This window comes from Sporosarcina koreensis, assembly GCF_000826145.2.
GTDB lineage: Bacteria > Bacillota > Bacilli > Bacillales_A > Planococcaceae > Sporosarcina > Sporosarcina trichiuri.
In genome coordinates this window covers 937,627-964,349 of record NZ_LN651337.1, presented here as the reverse complement: position 1 = coordinate 964,349, position 26,723 = coordinate 937,627, and the positions used below count along the sequence as shown (strand labels likewise).

Below are 26,723 nucleotides of genomic sequence, written 5' to 3'. Positions count from 1 at the left end.
CATGAAAAAAGCTGAACAACTTTCTGAAAAGATATCCAGCGTGAGAACGTTCAAGAAATACGGGCGTGTCGTCCGTGTCGTCGGGCTGATGATCGAATCGAAAGGACCGGAGAGCTCGATTGGCGACCTCTGTGTCATCCATTTGAACCCTACGGACGATTCAGATTCGAAAATTCTGGCGGAAGTCGTCGGATTCCGTGAAGAAATCGTCATGCTGATGCCGTATACAAACGTCACCGACATATCGAGCGGCTGCTTAGTGGAAGGCACGGGCAAGCCGCTCGAAGTGAAAGTGGGCATGAATCTGATCGGAAAAGTGCTCGATCCGATGGGACAGCCCATAGACCACTCACAGCTGCCGAAAGGACTGGCAACTGTCAGGACCGAACAGAACCCGCCGAACGTCCTGACCCGGCCGACCATCAACGACAAGATCTCCGTCGGCGTCAAGGCGATCGACGGAATGCTGACAGTCGGCGCTGGACAGCGTGTCGGAATCTTCGCCGGTTCCGGTGTCGGTAAAAGCACCCTGCTCGGGATGATCGCACGGAATACGACAGCGGATATCAACGTCATCGCGCTCATCGGGGAGCGGGGACGGGAAGTCCGGGAATTCATCGATCGTGATCTTGGGCCGGAAGGACTCAGCCGGACGATCGTCGTTGCGGCAACTTCCGACCAGCCGGCCCTCATGCGTATCAAAGGGGCGTTCACAGCGACTGCGATTGCAGAGTATTTCCGCAACAGGGGCATGAACGTCATGCTCATGATGGACTCGGTGACACGTGTCGCCATGGCGCAGCGGGAAATCGGCCTGGCTGTCGGGGAACCGCCTGCCACGCGCGGCTATACCCCTTCCGTGTTCGCCATTCTGCCGAAACTGCTGGAACGTTCCGGCACGAACGAATTCGGGGCGATCACCGCGTTCTACACCGTCCTCGTCGATGGCGATGATATGAATGAACCGATTGCAGACGCAGTGCGGGGGATATTGGACGGTCATATCGTACTCGACCGGACGCTCGCCAACAAAGGCCAGTATCCGGCCATCAATGTCTTGAAAAGTGTCAGCCGGCTCATGAACCACATCGCCGATCCGGAGCATGTGAAAGCGGCTGAAAAACTGCGTGAATTGTATTACACGTACGATAAATCCGAGGACCTCATCAATATAGGTGCCTATAAGAAAGGCACGTCACGGGAGATCGATCAGGCGATCGAGTATGAGCCGCTGATCACGCAATTCCTGAAACAGAGCTACAAAGATAACATCACGCTGGAAGAAAGTGTCGAAGAGCTCATCGCGCTCGCTCCAGGGGGCGGTCAGACGTGAAACCCTATCAGTACCGCTTCGAGAAAGTGCTGAACTACCGGGAACAGGAAAAGACCGAGACCGAGTCGGCGTACAAGCAGTCCATCGAAGATTTCGAGACGATCGCCACCGAGCTGTATGACCTGCTTAAACGGAAAGAGACTGTGCTCGAACAGCAGCAGGAAAAGATGTCTGTCGGATTTGCGGTCAATGAAATCCATCACTACGCAAGATTCATCGACAGCCTTGAAGCGAAGATCACCTCCGTCCAGCAGCAGGTCATCCAGGCACGAGGCAAGATGACGTGGTACGAAGAGAAACTTTTGGAAAAGACGATCGAAGTGAAAAAATACGAAAAGATGCGGGAAAAAGACCGGGAAGCGTACAAGGTGGAAATGGAGCAGGACGAAGCGCAGCGCCTGGATGAACTGTCCACGATGAAATTCCGCAATAACGAAGATGGGTGGTAAGCCGGTGAAACGTAAAAAGGACAAACAAACTGAACCGTATAAAGAACAGAGCAGAACCGGCGGCATCATTCAAATGCTGCTTGCGTGGTTCATCATCCCTCTTATTTTCGCTGTTGCTGTCCTGCTGATCATCGCAAAAGTGGCGGACGTGGATGTCGTCCAGAAAGCGAAAGATCTGACAGGTTCGATTCCGCTGCTGGAGCAGAAAGAACAGCAGGCCTCCAAGAAAAAGGATGAAAAGATACTGGAAGAACGCATCACTGCCCTGAAAGAAGAAGTGAAACAGAAAGAACAGCAGCTGCAGGACATTCAAGATGATCTTAGGAAGTCCGATGAAAAGAATGAGAAGCTGGTGCTGGAGCAGGATAAGCTGCAGGCACAGATCGCCGCTCTGAAACGATCCAGCGATCAGACGAAACAGGAGATCGGCCAGCTCGTCGCCACCTATGAAAAAATGTCCGCCAAGTCATCGGCGGCCGTCATCGCCAAAATGGATGAGGCGCAGGCACTGCAATTACTGTCCCAGATGAAGGCCGATACACTGGCTGCGGTGCTGGAAAAAATGTCACCCGAAGATGCAGCGAAATATACTGCCCTTTTGGCCAAATGATGATATAATCATAAAGTAATAGATTTTAACTTCGGAGGTGAAAACATGAATGCAGGTTCAGTACAGGCAGTCCCGGCTGCTGCAGGCAGCCAGCTTGGCGGAATATCCGTTGCAAAAGCGAAAACCGGTGGGTTCTTCGGAACTGTCCTGGCTGGTATGACACAGACTTCCGTCCCACCTGGTGCCGCTGATGCCGATATGAAACAAAACAAAGCGGTATCTGATGCGGCAGCCGTCCTCGGTGCCGAAGATATTGGCAGTCTCGCAGAATCGCTCAGCAGGATGACAGGCATTCCTTCAGAGAAACTGCTCGAAGGTCTGGAGCAGGTCAAAGGCTCATCGAAACTGTCCGACTGGGCAGATCTTCTCGGTATGGATATGCAGGAGGTTTTCGAGACGCTTGGCCCTTTGCTGGAAGACGCTGGAGTCTCCAAAGAGCAGCTGGCGGAAATCGCATTCTCGGATGATATTTGGCCGCTCATCAATGCGGCTGCAGAGCATGCACGGGAACTCGCGGGCAAACTGCAGGAAATGATTTCGAGCAAAAACGGTGAAACATCACCGCAGCAGGCAGTAAAGGCTTCAGTGCTGCTGAAAACATTGTCAACTGTTCTCCCGTCCAAGGATCTATTGGGCTGGCAGCAGGAAAACCTGACCGGATTGAAGGAACTCGCAGGAAAGCTTGCATTGGCCGCTGAACAGACAACAGAGTCGCAAACTTCTGTAAAGAACCCGGACTTCGGTATGCTGCTCAGAACAGTAAATAGCGCCTCGCACCACGCTCCGGCGGTTCAGTCTGAAGAACAGAGCGGGAAAGCGAATGCTGATCAGCCGAAAACAATTGTGCAGGCCCTGGCAGCAGTTTCCCAGACAAGTGACAATGGAACGAATTCCGACAAGAAAAGCGAACAAAATCATGCCGCGCTTCTTCAAAATCCGACAGTACAGCCGATAGTATCCAAGAACGTTTTCAGTCTGGAAACACCTGAACAGAAGCCGGCCGGTCAGGCAGAAGCGCTGCTCGCGAAATTGCAGAGCCTGTTCAAACAGACGAATTTCGGCCAGCTCGGCGGCACGAACCGGCTGCTTGTGAAACTCTATCCGGAGCATCTCGGACAGGTGCGGATCGAACTTGTCCAAGTGAACGGTGTCATGACCGCAAGGATCCTTGCATCCACAGCGCTCGGCAAGGAGATGCTCGACAGTCAGCTGCATCAGCTACGTCAGTCGCTCAGCCAGCAGAACGTACAGGTGGATCGTATCGATGTCACCCAGGCGGTGCAGGACCCATCGCGGAACGACCGCAGCCAGCAGTTCTCCCAGCAGCAGTTCGAAGGAGAACAGGAGCAGCCGGAACAGCGGGAAGCAGAACCGGAAGAACAGCAGACGTTCCAGGAGTTCCTAATCGATTTGGAGGGATGAACCAATGGTGGACGGACAGCGCCCGATCACGGAATCGATGTACCTCATCAACAAACAGCGGGACGAACGGAAAACCGGTCAAGGCACGCTCGGCAAAGATGACTTCATGAAACTGCTCATCGCCCAGCTGCAGAACCAGGACCCGACCAACCCGATGAAAGATAACGAATTCATCGCACAGATGGCCCAGTTTTCGTCACTCGAACAGACGATGAACCTGGCCAAGGCGTTCGAGAAGTTCGCAGAGACGACGAACCAGAGCCAGCTCATCCAGTACAACTCATTCGTCGGAAAAGATATCAAATGGCACCAAGTGGCCGAAGAACCTGATGAAGACGGCAAACCCGTCATCACCGAAGGGACCGGAACGATCGCTTCCGTCAAATACGTTAACGGCTCCGTCATTTTCACGATGGCAGATGGACAGGAATTATCACCCGGCAACATTTCGGAAGTGCTGTCAGGCAGCGTCAGTTCGAACAGCCTCGTCGAAGCGAGCATGCTGATCGGCAAGACGGTCGGCTACACGGACGGGGAAGCCGAGAAGACAGGCACCGTCAATTCCGTTTCCAACAAAGACGGCAAACTGCTGTACATCCTGGACAACGGTGAAAAGATCGAAGGCAGCCGGTTCACGAGCATCAGCAAATAACAGACAGAACGGAGCAGCGACATGGAACCACTCAATATCCAGCGCCTCCAATCGCATCCGCCGCTAAGACCCGGACAACCGACTAGACCGGCACCGGCAACGTCATTCGCTGCACAGCTGAACAGTGCACTGGCACCGGCTCCGCTGAAAGTCAGCAAACATGCCACCGCCCGGCTGTCAGAACGCAATATCGTCATCACTGATGCCGAATGGGCACGCGTCACGGACAAAGTGAACGAGGCGAAGGCGAAAGGAATCCGCGACTCCCTCGTACTGATGGACCAGGCCGCACTGATCGTAAGCGCCAAAAATTCCACAGTCATCACAGCGATGGACCGCACGGAAGCAAAAGACCAGCTGTTCACCAACATAGACGGCACGATCATACTCAGCTGACTGAAATACACGGCAGGACCTCCAGAAGCGGGGATGCCGCCGCACTGCCGACCGACAGAGGCAGATGCACTTACAATCCGAGAGGGGAAACCATATTATGTTACGCTCAATGTACGCAGGAATCTCAGGACTCAAAAACTTCCAGACCAAACTAGATGTCATCGGTAATAATATTTCCAACGTGAATACGTACGGTTTTAAGAAGGGGCGTACAGTATTTAAGGATCTTTATTCGCAAACAGTATCGGGCGCTAGTGGTCCGACGCCTGGAGGTACAGGTGCAAATCCAGCCAACATTGGCCGCGGAGGGGTGAACCCCAAGCAAGTAGGACTTGGTTCGCAACTTGCTACAATTGATACTCTAATGTCTCCAGGATCCACTCAGTTTACTGGCAATACTCTAGACTTAGCGATTGAAGGTGATGGATTTTTCGCTGTGAAAGCAGGAGACACAATTCAATACACTAGAGCAGGGAATTTTTACTTAGATGAAAAAGGAGCTTTAGTAGATGGTGATGGACGGTTTGTTATGGTTAGTGACTTTTCTGCAACTCCTCCAACCAATCCGACGACCGTAACAAACCTGAGAAAAATTGAGATTCCCCTTACTGCGACCAGTCTATCTATTGGTCAAAATGGCGTGGTGAGTTATGTGAATAATGGTAATCTAGTAGAAGCTGGAGTCGTACAGATAGCTAAGTTTAATAACCCGGCTGGTCTTGAAAAGGTTGGCGGTAATCTGTATGTAGACTCGACCAACTCAGGGGATCCTGTGTATCGAGCTCCTCAGTCTGGAGGTAATGGCTCCATCAAATCCGGCTCCCTCGAAATGTCCAACGTCGACCTCTCCGAGGAGTTCACCGAAATGATCGTCGCGCAGCGCGGATTCCAGGCGAACACGCGGATCATCACAACATCCGACGAAATCCTCCAGGAACTCGTCAACTTGAAACGATAACCTAATCGACTATTCCATGTACGCTGTTGTCTTGGCTATCTACGTTAGTTGTCGGGAACGGCTTTTGCGAGCAAAAGGGAAGCGTTGTGAGCAAAGGATGCCTTAATTTCTGCTAAGTTCGCAGAAATACGGCAAAGCGAACCCTTCGCTGTTCGCTTGGCTCAACGCTCGCCCCCTGGAAAGCGTCCGCCTGCAGCGCAGGACAACGGTTTTTAGCAGGATAAGCCATATTCCACTTGTCAAAGGAGGGTCGGGTCGGCTCTTGTGCCCGGCCCTTTACATATGATAGAAGTGACACGCCTGAACGGAGCGCCGTTCCATCTGAATGCGCTCTACATAGAAAAAGTCGAATCCATGCCGGATACGAAAATCACACTGACGACGGGCACGACCTATGTCGTACTGGACTCCCTCGAGACGGTCAACACCCGGATCACCGAGTTCTACCGCACCGTCCAGCTGCTGTCGAATCCCCACTTGCGAGGTGAAGAAGATGAAGAATAAAGTCCTGACCGTCTCCCTGATCATCCTGGTGTCCATCACCCTCGTCGGTGTGGTCGGCCTGATCCTGGTCCTCCAGTTCAACAAAGGGGACGCCGCGCCGAAAGAGCCATCGATCGATGAGATCATCGAGGCTTCCGTCGACGTACCCGAAATCACGACGAACCTGAGCGGCCGGCAGTTCATCCGGATCTCGCTGAAGATCCAGACGGAGAACAAGAAAGCAGCCGAAGAACTGACGAAACGTGACTTCCAGGTCAACAACCTCGTCATCCAGGAACTGTCTGAAATGACAGCAAAAGATTTCGAAGGCAAAGCCGGCAAGCAGAAATTCGAAGACGCCATCAAGGCGCAGCTCAATCCTCTCATGAAAGAGGGCAAGATCGAGAAAGTCTATATAACATCCTATATCATCCAATAACGCTTACGCTTGAGCGGCACAAGGAGGTGGCCCCATGTCGGGAGATATCTTATCGCAAAATGAGATTGATGCATTGCTGTCCGCCATTTCCACAGGTGAAATGACCGCGGACGAAATGAAGAAAGAGGACGAAACGAAGAAAGTGAAAGTGTATGATTTCAAACGGGCGCTCAGGTTCTCGAAAGACCAGATCCGCAGTCTGACGCGGATCCATGAGAACTTCGCCCGGCTGCTGACGACGTACTTCTCGGCGAAGCTCCGGACGTATATCCAGATCAACGTTGCGTCGGTCGACCAGATTCCTTTTGAGGAATTCATCCGCTCAATCCCGAACATGACCCTTCTCAATATATTCGAAGTTCCGCCCCTTGAAGGCAACATCATCATGGAAGTGAACCCGAACGTCGCCTATTCCATGCTCGAGCGGCTGATGGGCGGATACGGGGAAAGCTCCGGCAAAATCGACAATATGACGGAAATCGAGACGAAGATCCTCACCTCGCTCTTTGAACGGTCATTCGACAATTTGCGGGAAGCATGGGCTAATATCGCGGACATCGATCCGTATCTGGCTGAAATGGAAGTGAATCCGCAGTTTCTGCAGATGATTTCGCCGAACGAGACGGTCGTCGTCATTTCATTCAACATTGTCATCGGCGAGTCGAGCGGTATGATCAACATCTGCATCCCGCATGTCGTCCTCGAGCCGATCGTCCCGAATTTGTCGGTCCAGTACTGGATGCAGACGAACAAGAAGGAACCGACACCCGAACAGAGTGTCGTCCTCGAGAAGCGGATCAGGAAAGCGAGCCTTCCCGTTGTTGCAAACTTGGGGGAGGGCACGATGACCGTCGAGGACCTGCTGTATCTCCAGCAGGGGGATGTCATCCAGCTCGATACCGCATATGACGACCCGCTGACGATCGAAGTGAGCGGTGTTCCGAAATTTACAGCACAGCCCGGCCATCTGCGCAACCGGATGGCTGTCCAAATACTAGATACCCTGATTGGAGGGGATGAAGAAGATGATGAGTGATAATATCCTTTCACAGGAAGAGATCGAAGCCCTCCTGCGCGGCGAATCCATCGACACGGGAGGCGAGGCGGAGAACGGCGGCCAGCAGGAAATCCGTACGGAGGACTACCTGGACGATATGGAACAGGATGCTCTCGGGGAGATCGGCAATATCTCTTTCGGAAGTTCCGCAACCGCGTTATCCGGGCTGCTTGGCCAGAAAGTCGAAATTACAACACCGACCATCTCGGTCATCGATCGCAACGATCTCGATACGGAGTTTGTCCATCCGTACGTTGCGGTAGGCGTCGAATATACAGCCGGCCTGAGCGGCACCAACCTGCTCGTCATCAAACAGAGCGACGCCGCGATCATTGCGGATCTCATGCTTGGCGGGGACGGCCTGTCGCCGGATGAAAGTCTCGGTGAAATCCATCTGAGCGCTGTACAGGAAGCGATGAATCAGATGATGGGGTCTGCGGCGACAAGTATGTCGACCGTATTCAACAAGAAAGTCGACATCTCGCCTCCGACGATCGAGCTTCTGGATGTCCAGGCGGATGAAGGCACGGACAGCATCCCGAACACCAATCTGCTGATCCGGGTGTCATTCAACTTGAAAGTCGGCGAACTGATCGATTCGAACATCATGCAGCTATTCCCGCTGGACCTTGGCAAGGAGCTTGTCGCTGCACTCGTCGGCGACCCGGCAGCTGAAGCGGCACCGACAGTCGCGGAACCTGAACGGATGAGACCGCAAGAGCAGGCAGCACCTGCGCAGGAGCCGCCGCGCCAGGAACCTTCCTACCAGCAGCCGGTCCAGCCCCAGTATGATCATTCACAGCAGCAGGCGGCACAGCCGGCTTACGCCGAACCGCAGCAGCAGCTGCCTCCGCGTCAGCAGGCACATCAGCAGCTCGACGTACAGCAGGCGCAGTTTGCAAGTTTTGACGCACCTTCGCTTTCCCAGTCGGAGACATCGAACCTGAATCTCCTGCTGGATATCCCGCTCCGTGTGACCGTCGAACTCGGCCGGACGCAGCGGTCGGTCAAAGAGATCCTTGAAATGTCGAGCGGCTCCATTATCGAACTCGACAAGCTGGCAGGGGAACCAGTCGACATCCTTGTCAACAACCGGAGGATCGCCAAAGGGGAAGTCGTCGTCATCGACGAGAACTTCGGTGTCCGGATCACTGATATACTGAGCCAGACAGAACGGTTAAACAATTTACGCTAAAACTTGGAGGTCATTGCTATGTCAAAACGTATTCTAATTGTAGATGATGCTGCATTCATGCGCATGATGGTGAAAGATATTCTCTCTAAAAACAACTTTGAAGTCGTCGGGGAAGCGGCAGACGGCGCTCAGGCGGTCGAGAAGTATTTCGAACTCAAGCCGGATCTGGTCACGATGGATATTACAATGCCGGAAATGGACGGGATTGCAGCATTGAAGGCCATCAAGGAAAAAGATCCGAATGCGACAGTGATCATGTGTTCGGCAATGGGTCAGCAGGCGATGGTCATCGATGCGATCCAGGCAGGTGCAAAAGACTTCATCGTCAAGCCTTTCCAGGCGGACCGGGTTGTAGAAGCGATTGAAAAAGCACTCAGCTGATCCGTTCTTCCGTACGAAAGCAACCCTTTTCCTGATCATCTGCCTCGCGGTCGTACTGGCCGCGGGGATTCCTTCTGAAGTGGCGCATGCCGAAAAAGACACATCGGTCACCGATTATCTGAAGAAGAACAAGAAAGAGGACAAAGGAAAAGAGCCTGTCAAAGCGGAACAGCCGCCTGCTGGCGAAGAATCGCCTGCTGATGCGCCGGCGGTCGGCCTGTCCGTATGGGATTATGTGAAGACAGGGCTTGCCCTGCTGTTCGTCATCGCTCTCATCTACGGCTTGGTGCGGCTCGTAAATGCACGCAACCGGATTTCGCAAAACGGCAAACTCATGAAGAACATGGGCGGCCTGTCCCTCGGCCAGCAGAAATCGGTCCAGCTCATCGAAATCGGCGGCCGGTTCTATCTGATCGGTGTCGGGGAAGACGTCCGTCTGCTGAAAGAACTGACAGACCCCGAAGAGATTGAACAGCTAACTGCCTATTATGAGCAGGAAGCGGATACCGTGCAGCACAGTCCGATTCTCGGGCTGCTGGAACGCCTGAAAGCCGGGAAGCAGAACCCATACCAAAAACAAGAAGACCCGGGGAACTTCGGGAATGTATTCAAAACGAAGCTGACTGAAATCGAGAATGAGAGGAAGCGAAAGCTGAATCAGCTGACGGAGAAGGAGCGCAATCGGAATGACTGATTTCATGCAATTTTTTTCGGATAGTGATCCGGGTGCAGTATCGACATCCGTCAAGATGCTTCTTCTTCTGACTGTCCTTTCACTGGCACCGGCAATCCTGATCCTGATGACATCGTTCGCCAGGATCATTATTGTTTTGTCATTTGTCCGGTCGGCGCTAGCGACCCAGCAGATGCCGCCGAACCAGGTGCTTGTCGGACTCGCGCTGTTCCTCACCTTCTTCATCATGGCGCCGACGTTCCAGCAAGTGAATGACCAGGCGCTGACGCCGCTGTTCAATGAAGAGATTTCACTCGATGAGGCCTACAGCAAAGCGAGCGTCCCGTTCAAGGAATTCATGGGGAACCATACACGCCAGAAAGACCTTGAACTGTTCCTGCGTTACAATAATGCGGACAGGCCGGAGACGATGGAGGATATCCCGCTTACGATGATGGTGCCGGCATTCGCCCTCAGCGAAATCAAGACCGCCTTCCAGATGGGCTTCATGGTGTTCATTCCGTTCCTTGTCATCGATATGATCGTCGCCAGTGTCCTCATGTCAATGGGGATGATGATGCTTCCGCCGGTCATGATTTCCTTGCCGTTCAAAATCCTGCTGTTCGTACTGGTCGACGGCTGGTATCTCATTGTCAAATCACTGCTGCAAAGCTTTTAGGGGGGATCCGATTGACAGGAGAAATGATAGTGAATTTTGCTGAACGATCCGTCTGGGTCATCCTGATGGCATCCGGCCCTCTTCTCATTGTCGCACTTGTGACAGGGCTTGCAGTCAGTATCTTCCAGGCGACCACGCAGATCCAGGAGCAGACCCTCGCATTTGTTCCGAAGATCATCGCCGTCATGGTGGCGATCGTGTTTTTCGGTCCGTGGATGCTGTCAAAAGTGACCGCCTATGCGATCGACATTTTTGACAACCTGTCCCGGTATGTAGGGTAACGGGAATGGAAGCGTTCCTTCCCTTCGTCTCCGTATATTTATTGGTACTGACCCGGATTGCCGCATTTTTCGTGACGATGCCGCTGTTTTCGTATCGCGCCATCCCTCCGGTCATGCGGATCGGCATAGCCGTCCTGCTGTCCTGGGTGCTCGTCTTTACACTGGATGCCCCCCAGGTCGACATCAATGGGGAATACATACTATTAGTTTTGAAAGAAGCGGTCATCGGATTGTCGATCGGCGTTATCGCGTTCATCGTCATGGCGGCCATCCAGGTGGCGGGCGGGCTGATCGATTTCCAGATGGGATTCGCCATCGCGAACGTCATCGATCCGCAGACGGGTACGCAATCACCGCTCCTCGGCCAGTTTTTCAACTCACTCGCCCTGCTTCTGCTGCTTGCGGTGAATGGCCATCATGTGCTGCTGGACGGAATGTTCTACAGTTATCAATTCTTGCCGATCGACCAGGTCTGGCCGCACTTCGGGAATGGTGATGCGGCCCATCTCGTCTTACGGACGGTGGCTGCCGTATTCGCAATTTCGTTCCAGATGGCGATCCCGATCGTTGCGACCCTGTTTCTGGTCGACCTGGCCCTCGGCATCACTGCGCGGACTGTCCCGCAGCTCAATATTTTCGTCATCGGTTTTCCGATTAAGATCGGTGTCGGATTTCTTGTCCTGTTCATCATGGGGTCGGTCATCGTCGCCATGATGCAGAAAATTTTTGAAGTGATGTCGATCAGCATGAGGGACCTGATGGTGCTGTTAGGAGGATAACCGGATGCTGCGTTTGGATCTTCAGTTCTTTGCAGGGGAAAAAACAGAAAAAGCGACACCAAAAAAACGGGAGGATTCCCGGAAGAAAGGGCAGGTGCTCAAAAGCCAGGACGTGACGAGCGCCATTGTGCTGCTGTCCGTCTTCCTGTTCCTGTTCTTTGCCGCGGGGCTCATGAAAGAGCGTTTCTTCCAGTTCTTCAAGCAGACCTTCCAGACATATGTCACCATGGAAAAGCTCGACATCGATCAGACAATGCTCATCTACGTCGAAGTGGTGAAGGAGATGGCGATCGTCCTGCTGCCGATCATGCTCGTCGCGATGATAGCCGCGATTGCAGGGAACCTGATCCAGTTCGGCCTGTTGTTCACCGGGGAGCCGCTGAAATTCGATTTAAAAAAGATCGATCCGATCAAAGGGCTGAAACGGATCTTTTCCATCCGGGCGATCGTCGAACTGCTGAAGTCCTTGCTGAAAATCTCGTTCATCGGCAGCGTAACCTCGATTGTTTTGTATATGAACATCGACAAAGTGCTCGATCTGGCGTTCAAGACGCCTTCCGCATCCATGAAGACGATCGCTGAGCTCGTTGCACTGATGGGGATCGCCGCATCCTTTGTCCTGCTGTTCATCTCCATCTTGGATTTCCTCTATCAGAAATTTGACTATGAGAAGAATTTACGGATGTCGAAACAGGACATCAAAGACGAATACAAGAACATGGAAGGGGATCCGCAGATCAAATCGCGGATCAAACAGCGGCAGCGTGAAATGGCAATGCGCCGCATGATGCAGGAAGTGCCGGAAGCGGATGTAGTCATCACCAACCCGACACACTACGCAATCGCCCTCAAGTACAAGGACGGAGAGATGGATGCGCCGGTCGTCGTGGCGAAAGGTGCGGATTTCATCGCCCAGAAGATCAAGCTGATCGCGAAAGAGCATAACATCGTCACCGTGGAGAACCGTCCGCTGGCCCGTGCGCTCTATTCGGATGTGGAGATCGGCTCAAGCATACCGGACCAGTTTTTCAAAGCGGTTGCGGAAGTGCTCGCATATGTCTACCGGATCCAGCGGAAAATCTAAATGACCAACAGAAAGTAGGGATGACATGCAATTCAAAGATATGGGTGTGCTCGCGGCCGTCATAATGATTGTTGCGATGCTTGTCATCCCGCTGCCCCATTGGCTGCTCAGTTTTCTGATCATCATCAATATCACGCTTGCTCTGCTCGTCCTCCTGACGGCGATGAACATGCAGGAAGCGCTGCAGTTCTCGATATTCCCGTCGCTGCTGCTGCTCCTGACACTGTTCCGTCTCGGTCTCAACGTATCGACGACCCGTGCGATCCTCAGTGACGGAAGTGCCGGCGGCGTCGTCGATACGTTCGGCTCGTTCGTCACCGGCGGCAATGTCATCGTCGGGATGGTCGTCTTCGTCATCCTGATCATCATCCAGTTCATCGTCATCACAAAGGGGTCCGAACGGGTCTCCGAAGTGGCGGCGCGTTTCACGCTCGATGCGATGCCCGGAAAGCAGATGAGTATCGATGCCGACTTGAACGCAGGCATGATCTCCGACACGCAGGCCCGGGAGCGGCGGGAGAAAGTGAGCAACGAGGCGGACTTCTACGGCGCCATGGACGGGGCGACCAAGTTCGTCAAAGGGGACGCCATCGCCGGCATCATCATCGTCATGATCAACCTTCTTGTGGGAATGATCATCGGAGTCGTGCAGCTCGGCCTGCCATTTGCCGAAGCCGCCACACAGTTCTCCAAGCTGACGGTCGGTGACGGGATCGTTTCCCAGATCCCTGCTCTGCTGATTTCGACAGCGACCGGTATCGTCGTCACCCGCGCGGCCTCCGAGGGCAATCTCGGCACGGACATCACGAGCCAGCTGCTCGGTCAGCCGAAACTGCTGTATGTGGCTGGCGGTACGATCCTTCTGCTCGGCCTGTTCACGCCGATCAATAACATCCTGACGATTCCGGTTGCCGGAGCTCTTGCTGCCAGCGCGTTCTTCATGTCCCGTCCGAAAGAGGAGGATGAAGAGGAGCTGCTTGAATTGGAGGAGAGTGAGCAGACGGAAGGGCTGAAGAGCCCGGAGAACGTCGTGAATCTGCTTAACGTCGATCCGATCGAGTTCGAATTCGGCTACGGTCTGATTCCCCTGGTGGATGCATCACAGGGAGGGGACCTGCTTGACCGCGTCGTCATGATCCGCAGACAGCTTGCACTCGAGCTCGGTCTTGTCATCCCGGTCGTGCGGATCCGGGATAACATCCAGCTCCAGCCGAACGAATACCGCATCAAAATCAAAGGCAGTGAAATGGCGCGCGGGGAGCTCCTGCTCGACCATTATCTCGCCATGAGCCCGGGAGGCGATGATTCGATCCCGGGTATCGACACGATCGAACCGTCATTCGGCCTCCCAGCGAAATGGATCACGGAAGAGGTCAAGGAAGACGCGGAAATCCTCGGCTATACAGTCGTCGATCCGCCAAGCGTCGTCTCGACCCACTTGACGGAAATCATCCGTTCACATGCAGCTGACCTGATCGGCAGGCAGGAGACGAAACAGCTTATCGACCATGTCCATGAGACATATCCGATCCTTGTCGATGAACTGACACCAACACCGCTTTCCGTCGGGGAGATCCAGAAAGTGCTGGCCAAGCTCCTCAGTGAACATGTGTCGATCCGCAATCTGCCGATCATCTTTGAGACACTTGCAGATTCATCGAAATATACAGCGGACGTCGATCTGCTGACGGAATACGCTCGTCAGTCCCTTGCCCGGCAGATCACAGAGCAATATACGCCGCAAGGGCAGGCGCTGAAAGTGATGACAGTTTCCGGTAAAGTCGAGAAACTGATCGCAGACAGCGTCCAGCAGACCGAACAGGGCAGCTACCTGACAATTGATCCGCAAGATTCGCAGGCGATCCTGGAATCGATCGCAGCAGAAGTCGAACGTGTGGCACTGTTGGATCAGTCGCCGGTCATCCTCTGTTCACCGGCTGTACGGATGTACTTACGGCAGATCACGGAACGGTATTTCCCGCAGATTCCGATCCTTTCCTATAACGAACTGGAAGCATCGGTTGAAGTGCAGAGCGTAGGGGTGGTGGATATCGCATGAAAATGAAGAAATATACAGCAGACACAATGGTGCAGGCGATGCAGCAGGTCCGGAAAGACTTCGGTGACGAAGCGGTCATTCTCAGTTCAACAATTGTCCAGCCGAAGGGACTTCTCGGCATGTTCCGAAAAAAACGTGTGGAAGTGGTGGCTGGATTCGACGAACCGGCAGTGCTGAAGGAAAGCGGTCTGCCATCCGCAGATGAGATGGTACAATCTGCCACATCCGGTCCGGATCCCTCACTCGAGGAACTGAAACAGGATATGCGGGAGGTGAAACTGCTGCTGAAAGCGGCGAAGAAATCCTCGTCTTTCGATCAGTATCCGGACTCGATGCAGCCGCTGCTCGACCGGCTCACAGCACAGGAACTCAAACCTGAACTCGTGCGTACAGCTGCCGACCGCATCTTCAGCCGTATGAAAGAGGAGAAGACCGATTTCACGGAGGCGGAGCAGCGTCAGATTATAAAGGAACTTCTGAAGGAGGAACTGGCGGACCTGCCGTTCGGTGGTGTGAATCTGAAGAAAAAGTATGTCAACGTCCTCGGACCGACCGGTGTCGGTAAGACGACGACGATTGCAAAGATTGCCGCCCGCTCGCTCATCGAGAACAAGCGGAAAGTCGGCTTCATCACAACGGATACATACAGGATAGCTGCCATCGAGCAGCTGAGGACCTATGCGAACCTGCTGCAGGCACCTGTCGAAGTTGCCTATACGGCAGACGATTTCAGGCAGGCGCTGGAAAAGCTTGCGGACAAGGACATCGTCTTCATCGACACGGCCGGCCGCAACTATAAAGAATTGAAGTTCGTCGATGATCTGAAACAGCTCATCGATTTCAATCTGGAAATGGAGACATATCTGGTGCTCGCCGCGACGACGAAGGAATCGGATATGCGTGCGATTGCCGAGCAATTCGGCGAATTCCCGATCGGGCAATTCATCTTCACGAAGCTGGACGAAACGGAATCGATCGGACCTGTCTATAATATGGTGACGGACTTCCAGAAAGGGATCGCCTATATGACGGACGGCCAGGAAGTGCCGGAAGACCTTGAAGAAGCGACGGTCGGCAATCTGCTGACACTGCTGCTGGAGGAGGGGGCGGATGCGTGACCAGGCAGAATCACTTCGTTTGAAGATGATGCAGGCGGAAGGGACCGCTGCCCATTCCATCGCCGTGATCAGCGGGAAGGGCGGCGTCGGCAAAACGAACTTCACGACAAACTTTGCCACCGCCCTCAAAAAGCAGGGAAAGCGGGTCATCATCGTCGACATGGATATCGGTATGGGGAATGTCCATATCATGCTGGGGGCCACGGCGGAGTCCAGTCTGAAAGATTACCTGACAGGGGAGCGGCCGCTTGCCGACACGATCAGCCGCAGCCCGGATGGCCTGGACTTCATCTCGGGCGGCTCGGGGCTTGAGTCCGTGCTTGAATGGACAGCGGATAAGTTCTCCCGCCTGATCGAGGCGTTCGAAGTGCTCCAGCAGCAGTACGATTACATCCTGTTCGATATGGGGGCAGGCGCGTCGGAGAGTGCGATCGAGCTTATCGTCTCGGTTGACGAAATCATCGTTATTGCGACACCTGAACCGACTTCCATCACGGATGCCTATTCCATGATGAAATTCATCTGCCTGCGGGATCCCGGAAAGAAATTTTTCATCGTCAGCAATCGGGTGCAGCCGAAAGAGGATGGAAACGAGGCGATCACCCGTCTGCAGTTCGCCATGCGCAAGTTCCTGAATAAGGAGACAACGATACTCGGGGCACTGCCTGAAGACGCGGCAGTACGGAAATCCGTCGTTGCACAAAAACCGTTCGTCACACTTTTCCCTCAATCGCCGGTTTCCAGGAGAATGAATGCAATTGCCTCTAATTATATTTCTGCCGGTACCGATATAGAGAGTAAAGAGAGCAGCACATTTTTGAACCAGCTCAAGAAATTGTTTGCGAGAGGACGTGGATGATCATGGAGCAGGATGTAAAACGAGTGCTGATCGCGGATGATTCCGCTTTCATGCGCAAGCTGATTTCGGAGATCATCTCCTCGCATCCCGGACTGGAAGTGGCCGGAACAGCCAGGAATGGGCTGGAGGCTGTTGAGAAAGCGAAAGCGCTCAAACCTGATGTCATGACATTGGATATCGAGATGCCGGTGCTCGACGGACTTGGTGCTTTGCGGAGGATCATGGAGACGGCTCCGCTCCCGATCGTCATGCTGTCCAGTACAACGAAAGAAGGCGCGGAAAACACGATCCGCGCCATGGAATACGGAGCGGTCGATTTCATCACGAAACCGGGCGGTGCCATTTCGCTCAACTTGCGGGACAGCGAACAGCAGATCATCCGTAAAGTGACCGATGCCTCAAAAATCGATATGAAGAAGATCACTGACCGCAGGGCGGCCGATACACCTGCTGTTCCGGCACAACCGGTACAGCGGTTCCCGAAAGCCACAAGCACTGTGCAGACTGCACAGCCCGCCGCTTCGGGACTTTCGCGCTCTGCGGTTAAGCGGATGATCGTCATAGGCACTTCGACAGGGGGTCCAAGAGCCCTCCAGCAAGTGCTGACTTCACTTCCTGAAAATGTCGGGGCCCCTATTCTGATCGTCCAGCACATGCCGGCGGGTTTCACGAAATCCCTGGCAGAGCGCTTGGACAGCCTATGTGAGATCCATGTGAAGGAAGCGGAAAACGGTGAGCTGGTCGAAAAGAATACAGCCTATATCGCGCCGGGCGGCTACCATATGAAAGTCGTTCGGATAGGCGTCAGCTATGCAATCCGTCTGGATAACGCAGAGCCGCCGAGAATGGGTCACCGGCCTGCTGTCGATGTGCTGCTCGAATCGGTATCCGAATTGGCGGAACAGCAATTCACGACAGCCATCATGACAGGTATGGGGCATGATGGTCTGGAAGGCATGGAACAGCTGAGAAGCAGATGCCGGACCTATACCATCGCTGAATCGGAAGAAACTGCAGTCGTCTATGGCATGCCCCGCGCAATCGCCCGGGCCGGCCTTGCCGATATTTCGGCGCCTGTACAAGAAATCGGGAAGCTGCTCACAGAGCACGTCAAGTCTTAAGGAGGCAATTGGATGGATACAAACCAGTACTTGGAAATGTTCCTCGAAGAGAGTAAAGAGCATCTCCAGGCATGCAACGAACAGCTGTTGGAGTTGGAAAAGAATCCGGATGACCTGAGCATTGTCAATGAAATCTTCCGGGCTGCCCATACATTGAAAGGCATGTCAGCTACGATGGGATATGAAGACATCGCCAATTTGACACATAAAATGGAAAACGTCCTTGATGCCATCCGCAATTCGAAGATCGGTGTGACATCGGAAATACTGGATGTCGTGTTCGAATCGTCCGATGCACTTGAGGAGATGGTGCTCGATATCGAAGGCGGCGGAACAGGCAAGAAGGACGTAGGCGGCCTGGTGACCATGCTCAATCAGATCGAAGCGGGAGAATCACCAACCGCTGAAATTCCGGCGGCTGAAGCGGCACCTGCTCGCACAGGTGCACTTGTCTATGATGATTTCGAACAGACGGTGATCACACAGTCGATCGACCAGGGATTCCATGCCTATGAACTGGACGTGACACTCCGGGACGACTGCCTGCTGAAGGCTGCCAGGGTCTTCATGGTATTTGAAATACTCGAAAAAGCCGGAGAGGTCATCAAGACGAACCCGAATGTGGAACAGCTGGAGAATGAAGAATTCGATAACCGGTTCACTGTCGTCCTGATCACTAAGGAAGACGCCGCGGATATCAAGGCGAAAGTGGAGAAAGTGTCTGAACTCGAGACAGCTGAGATCCATCACGTCCAGCTGAAGCGGGCGGAAAACGAGTCGGCGGCTGCTGTGGAGGCACCTGCGAAAGAAGAAATACCCAATCCGCCAGCTGATTCGGCACCTGCCGAGAAGCCCGTTAAAAAGGCGGATGACAAAGCGGAGGCTTCGTCCAGACGATCCGGCTCCTCCCATTCCGCGAACAAGACGATCCGGGTCAATATCGACCGTCTCGACGTACTCATGAACCTGTTCGAAGAACTTGTCATCGATCGGGGCCGTCTGCAGTCCATCGCTGCGGAACTGCAGAATGCTGAATTGAATGAAACGACGGAGCGGATGACACGGATCTCGGGGGATCTGCAGAATATCATATTGAATATGCGGATGGTCCCGGTGGAAACGGTATTCAACCGGTTCCCGAAAATGGTCCGCCAGCTCGCCCGTGACCTCGATAAGAAGATAAATCTGGAAATCATTGGCGCCGAGACGGAACTCGACCGGACGGTGATCGATGAAATCGGTGATCCGCTTGTCCATCTGATCCGCAATGCGCTTGACCATGGCATCGAAAGTCCTGCGGAACGGCTTGCAAAAGGAAAGCCCGAGGAAGGCACCGTCACGCTCCGTTCCTATCACTCAGGAAACCACGTCTTCATAGAACTCGAAGATGACGGAGCAGGCGTGAACCGGGAACGCGTCCTCCGAAAGGCGATCGAGCGGGGAATCGTCTCGGAAGATGCTGCGGATATGCTGACCGATAAGCAGGTGGCGGAACTGATCCTGTCATCCGGTTTCTCCACTGCTGAAAAACTGACAGATGTTTCCGGCCGGGGTGTCGGGCTGGATGTCGTCAAAAGCACGATCGAGTCGCTCGGCGGCCATATTTCGATCGATTCCAAAGAAGGGGAAGGCTCCCTGTTCCAGGTCCAGCTGCCGCTCACACTTTCGATCATTTCGGTCATGCTCGTCGAGATGCAGAAAGAAGTGTTCGCTGTTCCGCTGTCCTCGATCATCGAGACGGCAATCATACACAAGGATGATATCCTGAATGCGCACAACCAGCGGGTGATCGACTTCCGCGGAAAAATCGTGCCGCTCGTCGATCTCCGGGAAATTTTCCAGACAGGCCTGCCGGACGGAGAAGAGGAATACAAGTCCGTCGTCATTGTGCGCAAAGGGGAGAACCTTGCGGCGCTGGTCGTCGATTCGTTCATCGGCCAACAGGAAATTGTACTCAAATCACTCGGGAATTACTTGCAAAGCGTCTTTGCTTTGTCGGGCGCTACCATTCTCGGAAATGGGCAAGTTGCACTGATCGTAGACTGCAACGCCCTCATCAGATAAGCAGGGAGGAAATTCGAATGTCAGCTGGAACAGAAAACAAGATGATCAAGACGATCGTCTTTCAACTGCTCGACAAAGAGTATGCGATCGAAGTGGATGTCGTCCAATCGATCGAAAAGCTATTACTCATGACGATCACGCGGATCCCGGGCGTGCCGTCCTATGTAAAAGGGGTGATCAATCTGCGCGGAATGGTGACACCGATCGTCGACTTGCGGACACGCTTCGACCTTCCGGTGACCGAGTACGATGACAATACGCGGATCATCATCGTGAACCTTGAGAACTTCGATGCCGGCCTCATTGTCGATGATGCCAATGACGTAATCGATATTCCGGCTGATGCGCTGGAATCACAGCCGGAAGTCGTCGGTTCCGTGGAATCCGACTTCGTGGCAGGCGTGGCCAAGATCGATAAGCGGCTGCTCGTGATGCTCAACTTGGATCAGGTGCTGAAGCCGATCAGGAACGGACAGTCCGATGACAACTGACCTGACGATCACGGACATGCATCTCGATGTCCTGAAGGAGATCGGCAATATCGGGGCAGCCCATGCCGCGACTTCACTGTCCGAACTGCTGCAGCGGACCATCGATATGCATGTGCCGAAAGTGGCGCTCGTCTCATTCGATGACATGTTCGAGCTCGCAGGCGGCTCGGAAAGTGTTGTCGTCGGGATTTTCCTGCGCATAGAAGGGGACCTGTCCGGCAGTATGTTTTTCGTGCTGCCGATCGATTCGGCGAACCGCTTCATCCGCAGGCTGGTCGGAGATCCGTCCTTCGATTTTTCCGCTCCGGAGACGATGGCGGATATCGGGCTGTCCGCCATGCAGGAACTCGGCAATATCCTGTCGGGTTCCTACCTGTCTGCGCTGTCCGATTTCACCGGTCTGAAAATCTACCCGACTGTTCCGTCGCTCAGCGTCGATATGGTCGGGGCGATCGTCAGTTTCGGTCTGATCGAAGTCTCGCATTACAGTGACGAAGTCATCGTGATCGATACGAAAATCGTCGAGGAAGACATCAGTGATAAAAGTGTCGACGGCCATTTCTTCCTGCTTCCCGATCCGCCTTCCTATGCCGCCATCTTCAAGTCTTTGGGAGTCATGTAAGGTGGCTGCAGTGAAGACGGTCGTACGGGTCGGTATCGCGGATATGAACTTGGTGAGGGAATCGGATACAATCCGGACATCGGGTCTCGGCTCCTGTGTAGGCGTCGTGCTCTACGACGAACGGAAGAAGATTGCCGGTATGGTGCATGTGATGCTTCCGGACAGTTCGCTGGGGAAAGGAGCTGCTCTTAACGCTGCGAAGTTTGCGGATACGGGCATCTACGCCCTGATGGAGCTGCTGAAGACGGAGGGCGTCCGTCCCATGTCGCTGAAAGCGAAGATTGCAGGGGGATCACAGATGTTCCAGTTCGGGTCCAGTGACACAGTGAGGATAGGACCGCGGAACGTCGAAGCGGTGAAGAATGAGCTGAATCGCCTCTCGATACCGCTGATCGCGGAAGACACAGGGGGCTCCAGCGGCCGGACAATCGAATTCGACCCTGCATCAGGAGTACTGAGTGTCAGGACTGTCAACGAAGGAACGAAGGAAATATAAAAGCAGGCAACAGTGGTTTCAGTAGATGAAACTGCTGTTTTTTTGTGATGAATATACTTTCTGCACACTGTCTTTACGATGCCTGTTTTGCTATACTGTTCAATAGTTAGGAATACATTATACCGTTTAGCATGGAAGCGAGGGATTCTATGGCGAAAAAGGAACTGTCCGAGGATGATCACTGGGAACTTTGGCTTAGCAGACGGGATCCCGACGCAGGGGATGCACTCGTGCGCAAATATATGCCGCTTGTGAACTACCATGTCCAGCGGATCGGATCCGGCCTGCCCAGGAATGTTTCAAGAGACGACGTAAAGAGCCTGGGATACCAGGGCCTATTCGACGCGCTCACGAAATTCGACCCCTCCAGGGATCTGAAGTTCGATACATACGCGTCATTCCGTATTCGGGGAAGTATACTGGACGGCCTGCGGAAGGAAGATTGGCTGCCGAGGTCCTCGCGCGAAAAGTCCAAGAAGCTGGAAGAACAGATCAGCAAATTGGAACAGAAGCTGATGAGGAGTGCCACCCCGGAGGAAATTGCAGAGCATACCGGCCTTGAGGTGGCGGATGTCTATCAGACCGTCCATGAGCATTACTTTGCAAGTATCCTGTCAATCGATGAACGGATGAATGACGACGAAGAGGATGCCGGCAAAAGCTTCGTGCTGAAAGACGAGAAGACAGTCACGCCGGAACAGCAGGCGGTAAAAACGGAACTGCTCGGTGAAATGGTTCAGAAGATCAAGGATCTGAACGAGAACGAACAGCTTGTGCTCAGCCTTTTCTATTCGGAGGAAATGACGCTCACCGAAATCGGTGAGATCCTGAGTCTTTCCACTTCCCGGATATCTCAAATCCATTCGAAAGCATTGTTCAAGCTGCGGAAAGTCCTGCTGCCGGAAGTGCTGGATCGGGGGATCCTATGAGTCTGAAATCGATCGAACTGCAGATTGCGATTCCGAAGACGTTCGATGCGGGGAAAGTCACGGAGCAGAAAAACCAGCAGTCTGCGCTGAACCATCAGCAGGCCGCCGCCCAGACGGAAACACAAGCCCGGAAACAGCGGAACACAGTAATGGACAGTGCGCAGTCCGAAAAGATGCATAATAACAATCAGCAGTCAGGCAGCGGACAAACGGGTGACGAACGTCCGCAGACGGAACAAAATCAGAAAGAATCCACCTTAAGCCATCCGTACAAAGGCGGCTTTGTGGATTTTAGCGGGTGATGGGATGACAGCTATATTCCTAGTGCTCCTGTTCATCCTCCAGCTCGGCAGTTTCTATTTCATTGCACTGCTGTATATGCGGCTTTCCAGGCTGGACAATACGGAAAAGCAGCAGAAGCAGCTCATGAAAGAGATGGAAGACAGTCTGGCGCTGTATATGTCAGATGTCAAAGAAGAGAATGACAGGCTGATCGAAGAGCTCGGACAGCTGAAGGACCGCTCCTCTGCGGCCGGAAAACCGGCCGCTCAGACTCATGAGGCACAGACGGCACCAGGGCCGGACAGGCAGCCTGCTGATTTCGAACCGCCAAAGCCGCCGGTGCTGAAGGTTATGAACTCCTATCAAGCCCAGCAAGGGCCGGCTGCATCGGCTGTTGCGCGCAAACAAGGTGGCGGACACGGACAGGACGGCCGTACGGATGCTGCGTTCGAGGAAGTTTACCGGCTGCATAGCGAAGGGATTTCTCCTGAGGAGATTGCGAGCCGTCTCGGCAAAGGGAAGACGGAAGTAGAGCTCATCCTGAAATTCAAACAGTAATGGTTGCACTGATCACGGGTCGTATGTTATAGTAGCAAATGGTATTACTACACACGTGCCGGGACGCTGGAGATGGTGCCGGAAGGTCGCTCACTGCGGATGATCTGCACGGAGGAATCCAACCAAACAGGAGGAAAACACAATGTCAGTTATTTCAATGAAACAATTGCTTGAAGCTGGTGTGCATTTCGGACACCAGACACGCCGCTGGAACCCGAAAATGAAGAAATACATCTTCGTGGAGCGGAACGGAATCTACATCATCGATCTTCAGAAAACAGTGAAGAAGCTTGAAGAAGCTTATAACTTCATGCGCCAGGTCGGTGCTGACGGCGGTAAGGTATTGTTCGTCGGTACGAAGAAACAAGCCCAGGACGCTATCAAGGAAGAAGCGGAACGTGCAGGCATGTACTATATCAACCAGCGCTGGTTGGGCGGTACTCTGACAAACTTCGGCACAATCCAGAAGCGTATCGCACGGATGAAGCAAATTGAAAAAATGGAAGAGGACGGCACATTCGACGTTCTTCCTAAAAAAGAAGTCTCCCAGCTTAAAAAAGAACACGAACGCCTCGTTAAGTTCCTTGGCGGTATCCGTGATATGAAGCAGATCCCTGACGTAATCTACGTAGTGGATCCGCGCAAAGAGCGTATTGCAGTTGCAGAAGCTCATAAATTGAATATCCCACTCGTCGGCATCGTGGACACGAACTGCGACCCGGATGAGATTGACTATGTCATCCCTGCAAACGATGATGCAATCCGTGCAGTCCGCCTTCTGACAAGCAAAATGGCGGATGCATTGATCGAGTCTAAACAGGGTGAAGACGAAGAGACTGCTCAAGCAGAAGAATCAGAAGCAGTAGCTGCAGAGTAATAGAAACGGTAAGACGATAAGCGGCCAACCCCCACTTATCGTCTTTTTTAGGAGAACAGCCTACACTAAATGGTCCAATAGGAGGAATTCAACATGGCTATTACAGCTCAAATGGTAAAAGAACTGCGTGAAAAAACCGGCGCAGGTATGATGGACTGCAAAAAAGCATTGACTGAAGTGAACGGAGACATGGAAGCAGCAATCGACTTCCTGCGTGAAAAAGGACTTTCCAGCGCAGCGAAGAAAGCCGATCGCATTGCAGCGGAAGGTACAACGTCAATCGAAGTCCGCGGAAACGAAGCGGTCATCCTTGAAGTCAATGCTGAAACAGACTTCGTTGCGAAAAACGAAGCGTTCCAGACACTTGTCAAAGAATTGTCTGATCACCTTCTTGCGACGAAGCCGGAAACTGTTGAAGAAGCGACTGCTTCCAAAATGGAAAACGGACAGGTCGTTGCTGACTACATTTCCAATGCAGTTGCGAAAATCGGTGAAAAGATCACACTCCGCCGTTTCGAAATCCGTACAAAGACAGACAACGATGCTTTCGGTGCATACTTGCACATGGGCGGCCGTATTTCCGTACTGACGCTTCTGGAAGGATCGACTGATGAAGAAGCTGCGAAAGATGTCGCTATGCACATCGCAGCCATGAACCCTAAATACATCTCACATGACCAGATTTCCGAAGAGGAAGTCGAGCATGAGCGCAAAGTACTGACTGAGCAGGCCTTGAACGAAGGCAAGCCGGAAAACATCGTTGCGAAAATGGTGGAAGGCCGTCTGCGCAAGTATTTCGAAGAGATCTGCGTACTCGATCAGCCATTCGTCAAGAACTCAGACCAGAAAGTCGGCGAATTCATCGCTTCGACTGGCGGCACACTGAAGGAATTCATCCGCTATGAAGTCGGCGAAGGTATCGAAAAGCGTGAAGACAACTTTGCGGACGAAGTCATGAGCCAAGTGAACAAAGGCAACTGATTCCACTTATACAACTGACAGGGGACACATTTTGTGTTCCCTCTTTTTTAGAAAACCGAAACCAAAACGATGGGGGATACATATGAGCACTCCTACATACAAACGGATCGTGTTAAAACTGAGCGGAGAAGCGCTCGCCGGAGAGCAGGGCTTCGGCCTTTCTCCTGCAATCATCAAATCCGTCGCCGTGCAGGTGAAGGAAGTCCTGGATCTCGGTATCGAGGTCGCTGTCGTAGTCGGCGGCGGCAACATCTGGCGCGGGAAAGTCGGCAGCGAGATGGGGATGGACCGGACGACTGCCGACTATATGGGAATGCTTGCAACTGTCATGAACGCTCTGGCACTCCAGGATGCTATTGAAAAACTGGGGGCTGAATCACGGGTGATGTCCTCGATTGATATGCGCCAGGTGGCTGAGCCGTACATTCGCAGGAAAGCGATCCGCCATCTCGAAAAGAATCGGGTTGTCATCTTTGCGGCAGGTACGGGCAATCCGTACTTCTCGACGGATACAACAGCAGCATTGCGGGCAGCTGAGATTGAAGCGGATGTCATCCTGATGGGCAAGAATAATGTCGATGGTGTCTATTCGGCAGATCCGATGATCGACTCGACAGCTGTGAAGTATGAACAGCTCACGTATCTCGAAGTGATCAGCAAAGGACTCCAGGTGATGGATGCCACAGCGTCCACTCTCTGTATGGACAACGATATCCCGCTCGTAGTATTCTCGATAATGGAAGAAGGAAACATTAAAAAGGCTGTATGCGGCGAAACGATCGGTACAGTCGTTGGGAGGAACTGAACATGCCAAAATCAGTAATGGATCAGACAACTGAACGCATGGAGAAAGCGATCCAGTCACTTACAAGGGAACTTGCTTCCATCCGTGCCGGACGTGCGAACGCGTCTTTGCTTGACCGTATTTCCGTCATGTATTATGGTGCCCCGACACCTTTGAACCAAATGGCGGGTATTTCCGTACCGGAAGCACGCCTGCTGGTCATCCAGCCATACGACAAAACGACATTGGGTGAAATCGAAAAAGCGATCCTGAAGTCGGATATCGGCATCACGCCTTCGAATGACGGATCTGTCATCCGCCTGGCAGTGCCGGCACTGACGGAAGAACGCCGGAAAGAGCTCGTCAAAGAAGTGAAAAAAGACGGCGAAGAGTCGAAAGTCGCAGTCCGCAACATCCGCCGGGATGCCAATGACGAACTCAAAAAACTGGAGAAGGACGGCGAAATCACAGAAGACGAACTTCGCCGCTACAGCGAAGAAGTCCAGAAGCTGACGGATGCGTACATCTCCAAAATCGACGGTCTCGCGGAAGACAAAGAAAAAGAGATTATGGAAATCTGAACAGTAACTTTCTATTTTATCGGACGTCCT

32 protein-coding genes are annotated in these 26,723 nt (G+C 53.1%); all 32 read left to right on the top strand.

Annotated features, from left to right (window positions below; all coding sequences use genetic code 11):
- Position 1 precedes the first annotated feature (1 nt).
- The 32 genes from fliI (at position 2) to frr (ending at position 26,693) form a co-directional block, all read left to right on the top strand.
- The gene (gene fliI, locus BN1190_RS10555; RefSeq protein ID WP_040286862.1) at positions 2–1,333 is read left to right on the top strand and encodes a flagellar protein export ATPase FliI; all 1,332 of its coding nucleotides are present in this window, start codon (positions 2–4) and stop codon (positions 1,331–1,333) included.
- Positions 1,330–1,782: a flagellar export protein FliJ gene (gene fliJ / locus BN1190_RS10550; RefSeq protein ID WP_040286861.1), complete on the top strand. Its 453-nt coding sequence runs from the start codon at positions 1,330–1,332 to the stop codon at positions 1,780–1,782. Before fliI ends, fliJ begins: the two co-directional genes overlap by 4 nt.
- A 4-nt stretch (positions 1,783–1,786) precedes the next feature.
- Complete coding sequence (locus tag BN1190_RS10545) at positions 1,787–2,392, top strand: MotE family protein (protein ID WP_098060132.1); 606 nt, start codon at positions 1,787–1,789, stop codon at positions 2,390–2,392.
- Positions 2,393–2,437: 45 nt separating this feature from the next.
- Complete coding sequence (locus BN1190_RS10540; protein WP_052461793.1) at positions 2,438–3,814, top strand: flagellar hook-length control protein FliK; 1,377 nt, start codon at positions 2,438–2,440, stop codon at positions 3,812–3,814.
- A 4-nt stretch (positions 3,815–3,818) separates the two neighbouring features.
- Entirely contained in the window at positions 3,819–4,466 is a 648-nt protein-coding gene (flgD, locus tag BN1190_RS10535) for a flagellar hook assembly protein FlgD (RefSeq protein ID WP_040286860.1), read from the top strand.
- A 21-nt stretch (positions 4,467–4,487) separates the two neighbouring features.
- Positions 4,488–4,862 carry a TIGR02530 family flagellar biosynthesis protein gene (locus BN1190_RS10530; RefSeq protein WP_040286859.1) on the top strand — a complete coding sequence of 125 codons (375 nt, stop codon included), beginning with the start codon at positions 4,488–4,490 and terminating at the stop codon, positions 4,860–4,862.
- Between the two features lie 97 nt (positions 4,863–4,959).
- The gene (gene flgG / locus BN1190_RS10525; RefSeq protein WP_040286858.1) at positions 4,960–5,820 is read left to right on the top strand and encodes a flagellar basal body rod protein FlgG; all 861 of its coding nucleotides are present in this window, start codon (positions 4,960–4,962) and stop codon (positions 5,818–5,820) included.
- A gap of 282 nt (positions 5,821–6,102) precedes the next feature.
- Positions 6,103–6,324, top strand: coding sequence for a flagellar FlbD family protein (locus BN1190_RS10520; protein ID WP_040286857.1), 222 nt, complete (start codon positions 6,103–6,105; stop codon positions 6,322–6,324).
- Positions 6,314–6,742 (top strand): flagellar basal body-associated protein FliL, encoded by a 429-nt coding sequence (fliL, locus tag BN1190_RS10515; RefSeq protein ID WP_040286856.1) that lies wholly within the window; start codon positions 6,314–6,316, stop codon positions 6,740–6,742. Before BN1190_RS10520 ends, fliL begins: the two co-directional genes overlap by 11 nt.
- 34 nt (positions 6,743–6,776) lie before the next feature.
- A complete protein-coding gene (gene fliM / locus BN1190_RS10510) occupies positions 6,777–7,778 on the top strand; it encodes a flagellar motor switch protein FliM (protein WP_040286855.1) in 1,002 nt (333 codons plus the stop codon).
- Positions 7,771–8,994: a flagellar motor switch phosphatase FliY gene (gene fliY, locus BN1190_RS10505; RefSeq protein ID WP_040287278.1), complete on the top strand. Its 1,224-nt coding sequence runs from the start codon at positions 7,771–7,773 to the stop codon at positions 8,992–8,994. The genes fliM and fliY overlap by 8 nt, the downstream gene beginning before the upstream one ends.
- An 18-nt stretch (positions 8,995–9,012) precedes the next feature.
- The gene (locus BN1190_RS10500; protein ID WP_040286854.1) at positions 9,013–9,375 is read left to right on the top strand and encodes a response regulator; all 363 of its coding nucleotides are present in this window, start codon (positions 9,013–9,015) and stop codon (positions 9,373–9,375) included.
- Complete coding sequence (locus BN1190_RS10495; RefSeq protein ID WP_052461792.1) at positions 9,356–10,069, top strand: flagellar biosynthetic protein FliO; 714 nt, start codon at positions 9,356–9,358, stop codon at positions 10,067–10,069. Before BN1190_RS10500 ends, BN1190_RS10495 begins: the two co-directional genes overlap by 20 nt.
- The gene (gene fliP, locus BN1190_RS10490; RefSeq protein WP_040286853.1) at positions 10,062–10,727 is read left to right on the top strand and encodes a flagellar type III secretion system pore protein FliP; all 666 of its coding nucleotides are present in this window, start codon (positions 10,062–10,064) and stop codon (positions 10,725–10,727) included. The genes BN1190_RS10495 and fliP overlap by 8 nt, the downstream gene beginning before the upstream one ends.
- Before the next feature lie 23 nt (positions 10,728–10,750).
- Positions 10,751–11,008, top strand: coding sequence for a flagellar biosynthesis protein FliQ (fliQ, locus tag BN1190_RS10485; protein ID WP_425313931.1), 258 nt, complete (start codon positions 10,751–10,753; stop codon positions 11,006–11,008).
- Between the two features lie 5 nt (positions 11,009–11,013).
- Positions 11,014–11,787, top strand: a complete 774-nt coding sequence (fliR, locus tag BN1190_RS10480; protein ID WP_040286851.1) for a flagellar biosynthetic protein FliR — start codon at positions 11,014–11,016, stop codon at positions 11,785–11,787.
- A gap of 4 nt (positions 11,788–11,791) precedes the next feature.
- Positions 11,792–12,871 carry a flagellar biosynthesis protein FlhB gene (gene flhB / locus BN1190_RS10475; RefSeq protein WP_040286850.1) on the top strand — a complete coding sequence of 360 codons (1,080 nt, stop codon included), beginning with the start codon at positions 11,792–11,794 and terminating at the stop codon, positions 12,869–12,871.
- A gap of 25 nt (positions 12,872–12,896) precedes the next feature.
- The gene (gene flhA / locus BN1190_RS10470; RefSeq protein WP_040286849.1) at positions 12,897–14,930 is read left to right on the top strand and encodes a flagellar biosynthesis protein FlhA; all 2,034 of its coding nucleotides are present in this window, start codon (positions 12,897–12,899) and stop codon (positions 14,928–14,930) included.
- The gene (gene flhF / locus BN1190_RS10465; protein ID WP_040286848.1) at positions 14,927–16,048 is read left to right on the top strand and encodes a flagellar biosynthesis protein FlhF; all 1,122 of its coding nucleotides are present in this window, start codon (positions 14,927–14,929) and stop codon (positions 16,046–16,048) included. Before flhA ends, flhF begins: the two co-directional genes overlap by 4 nt.
- Entirely contained in the window at positions 16,041–16,907 is an 867-nt protein-coding gene (locus tag BN1190_RS10460; RefSeq protein WP_040286847.1) for a MinD/ParA family protein, read from the top strand. Before flhF ends, BN1190_RS10460 begins: the two co-directional genes overlap by 8 nt.
- A gap of 2 nt (positions 16,908–16,909) precedes the next feature.
- Positions 16,910–18,028 (top strand): protein-glutamate methylesterase/protein-glutamine glutaminase, encoded by a 1,119-nt coding sequence (locus tag BN1190_RS10455; RefSeq protein ID WP_040287276.1) that lies wholly within the window; start codon positions 16,910–16,912, stop codon positions 18,026–18,028.
- 12 nt (positions 18,029–18,040) lie between these two features.
- Positions 18,041–20,092 (top strand): chemotaxis protein CheA, encoded by a 2,052-nt coding sequence (locus BN1190_RS10450; protein ID WP_040286846.1) that lies wholly within the window; start codon positions 18,041–18,043, stop codon positions 20,090–20,092.
- Between the two features lie 17 nt (positions 20,093–20,109).
- Positions 20,110–20,583 (top strand): chemotaxis protein CheW, encoded by a 474-nt coding sequence (locus tag BN1190_RS10445; RefSeq protein WP_040286845.1) that lies wholly within the window; start codon positions 20,110–20,112, stop codon positions 20,581–20,583.
- Positions 20,573–21,205, top strand: a complete 633-nt coding sequence (locus tag BN1190_RS10440; protein WP_040286844.1) for a chemotaxis protein CheC — start codon at positions 20,573–20,575, stop codon at positions 21,203–21,205. The genes BN1190_RS10445 and BN1190_RS10440 overlap by 11 nt, the downstream gene beginning before the upstream one ends.
- A 43-nt stretch (positions 21,206–21,248) precedes the next feature.
- A complete protein-coding gene (locus BN1190_RS10435) occupies positions 21,249–21,701 on the top strand; it encodes a chemotaxis protein CheD (protein WP_244898729.1) in 453 nt (150 codons plus the stop codon).
- A gap of 149 nt (positions 21,702–21,850) precedes the next feature.
- Positions 21,851–22,630, top strand: coding sequence for a FliA/WhiG family RNA polymerase sigma factor (locus BN1190_RS10430; protein WP_040286842.1), 780 nt, complete (start codon positions 21,851–21,853; stop codon positions 22,628–22,630).
- Positions 22,627–22,932 (top strand): hypothetical protein, encoded by a 306-nt coding sequence (locus BN1190_RS10425; protein ID WP_040286841.1) that lies wholly within the window; start codon positions 22,627–22,629, stop codon positions 22,930–22,932. The genes BN1190_RS10430 and BN1190_RS10425 overlap by 4 nt, the downstream gene beginning before the upstream one ends.
- Positions 22,933–22,936: 4 nt before the next feature.
- Complete coding sequence (locus BN1190_RS10420) at positions 22,937–23,470, top strand: hypothetical protein (protein WP_040286840.1); 534 nt, start codon at positions 22,937–22,939, stop codon at positions 23,468–23,470.
- Positions 23,471–23,612: 142 nt separating this feature from the next.
- Positions 23,613–24,347, top strand: a complete 735-nt coding sequence (rpsB, locus tag BN1190_RS10415; RefSeq protein WP_040286839.1) for a 30S ribosomal protein S2 — start codon at positions 23,613–23,615, stop codon at positions 24,345–24,347.
- 93 nt (positions 24,348–24,440) lie between these two features.
- Complete coding sequence (gene tsf, locus BN1190_RS10410; RefSeq protein WP_040286838.1) at positions 24,441–25,328, top strand: translation elongation factor Ts; 888 nt, start codon at positions 24,441–24,443, stop codon at positions 25,326–25,328.
- Between the two features lie 82 nt (positions 25,329–25,410).
- On the top strand, positions 25,411–26,133 hold the full coding sequence (gene pyrH / locus BN1190_RS10405; RefSeq protein WP_040286837.1) for a UMP kinase: 723 nt from the start codon (positions 25,411–25,413) through the stop codon (positions 26,131–26,133).
- A 2-nt stretch (positions 26,134–26,135) separates the two neighbouring features.
- Positions 26,136–26,693 (top strand): ribosome recycling factor, encoded by a 558-nt coding sequence (frr, locus tag BN1190_RS10400; protein ID WP_040286836.1) that lies wholly within the window; start codon positions 26,136–26,138, stop codon positions 26,691–26,693.
- Positions 26,694–26,723 lie beyond the last annotated feature (30 nt).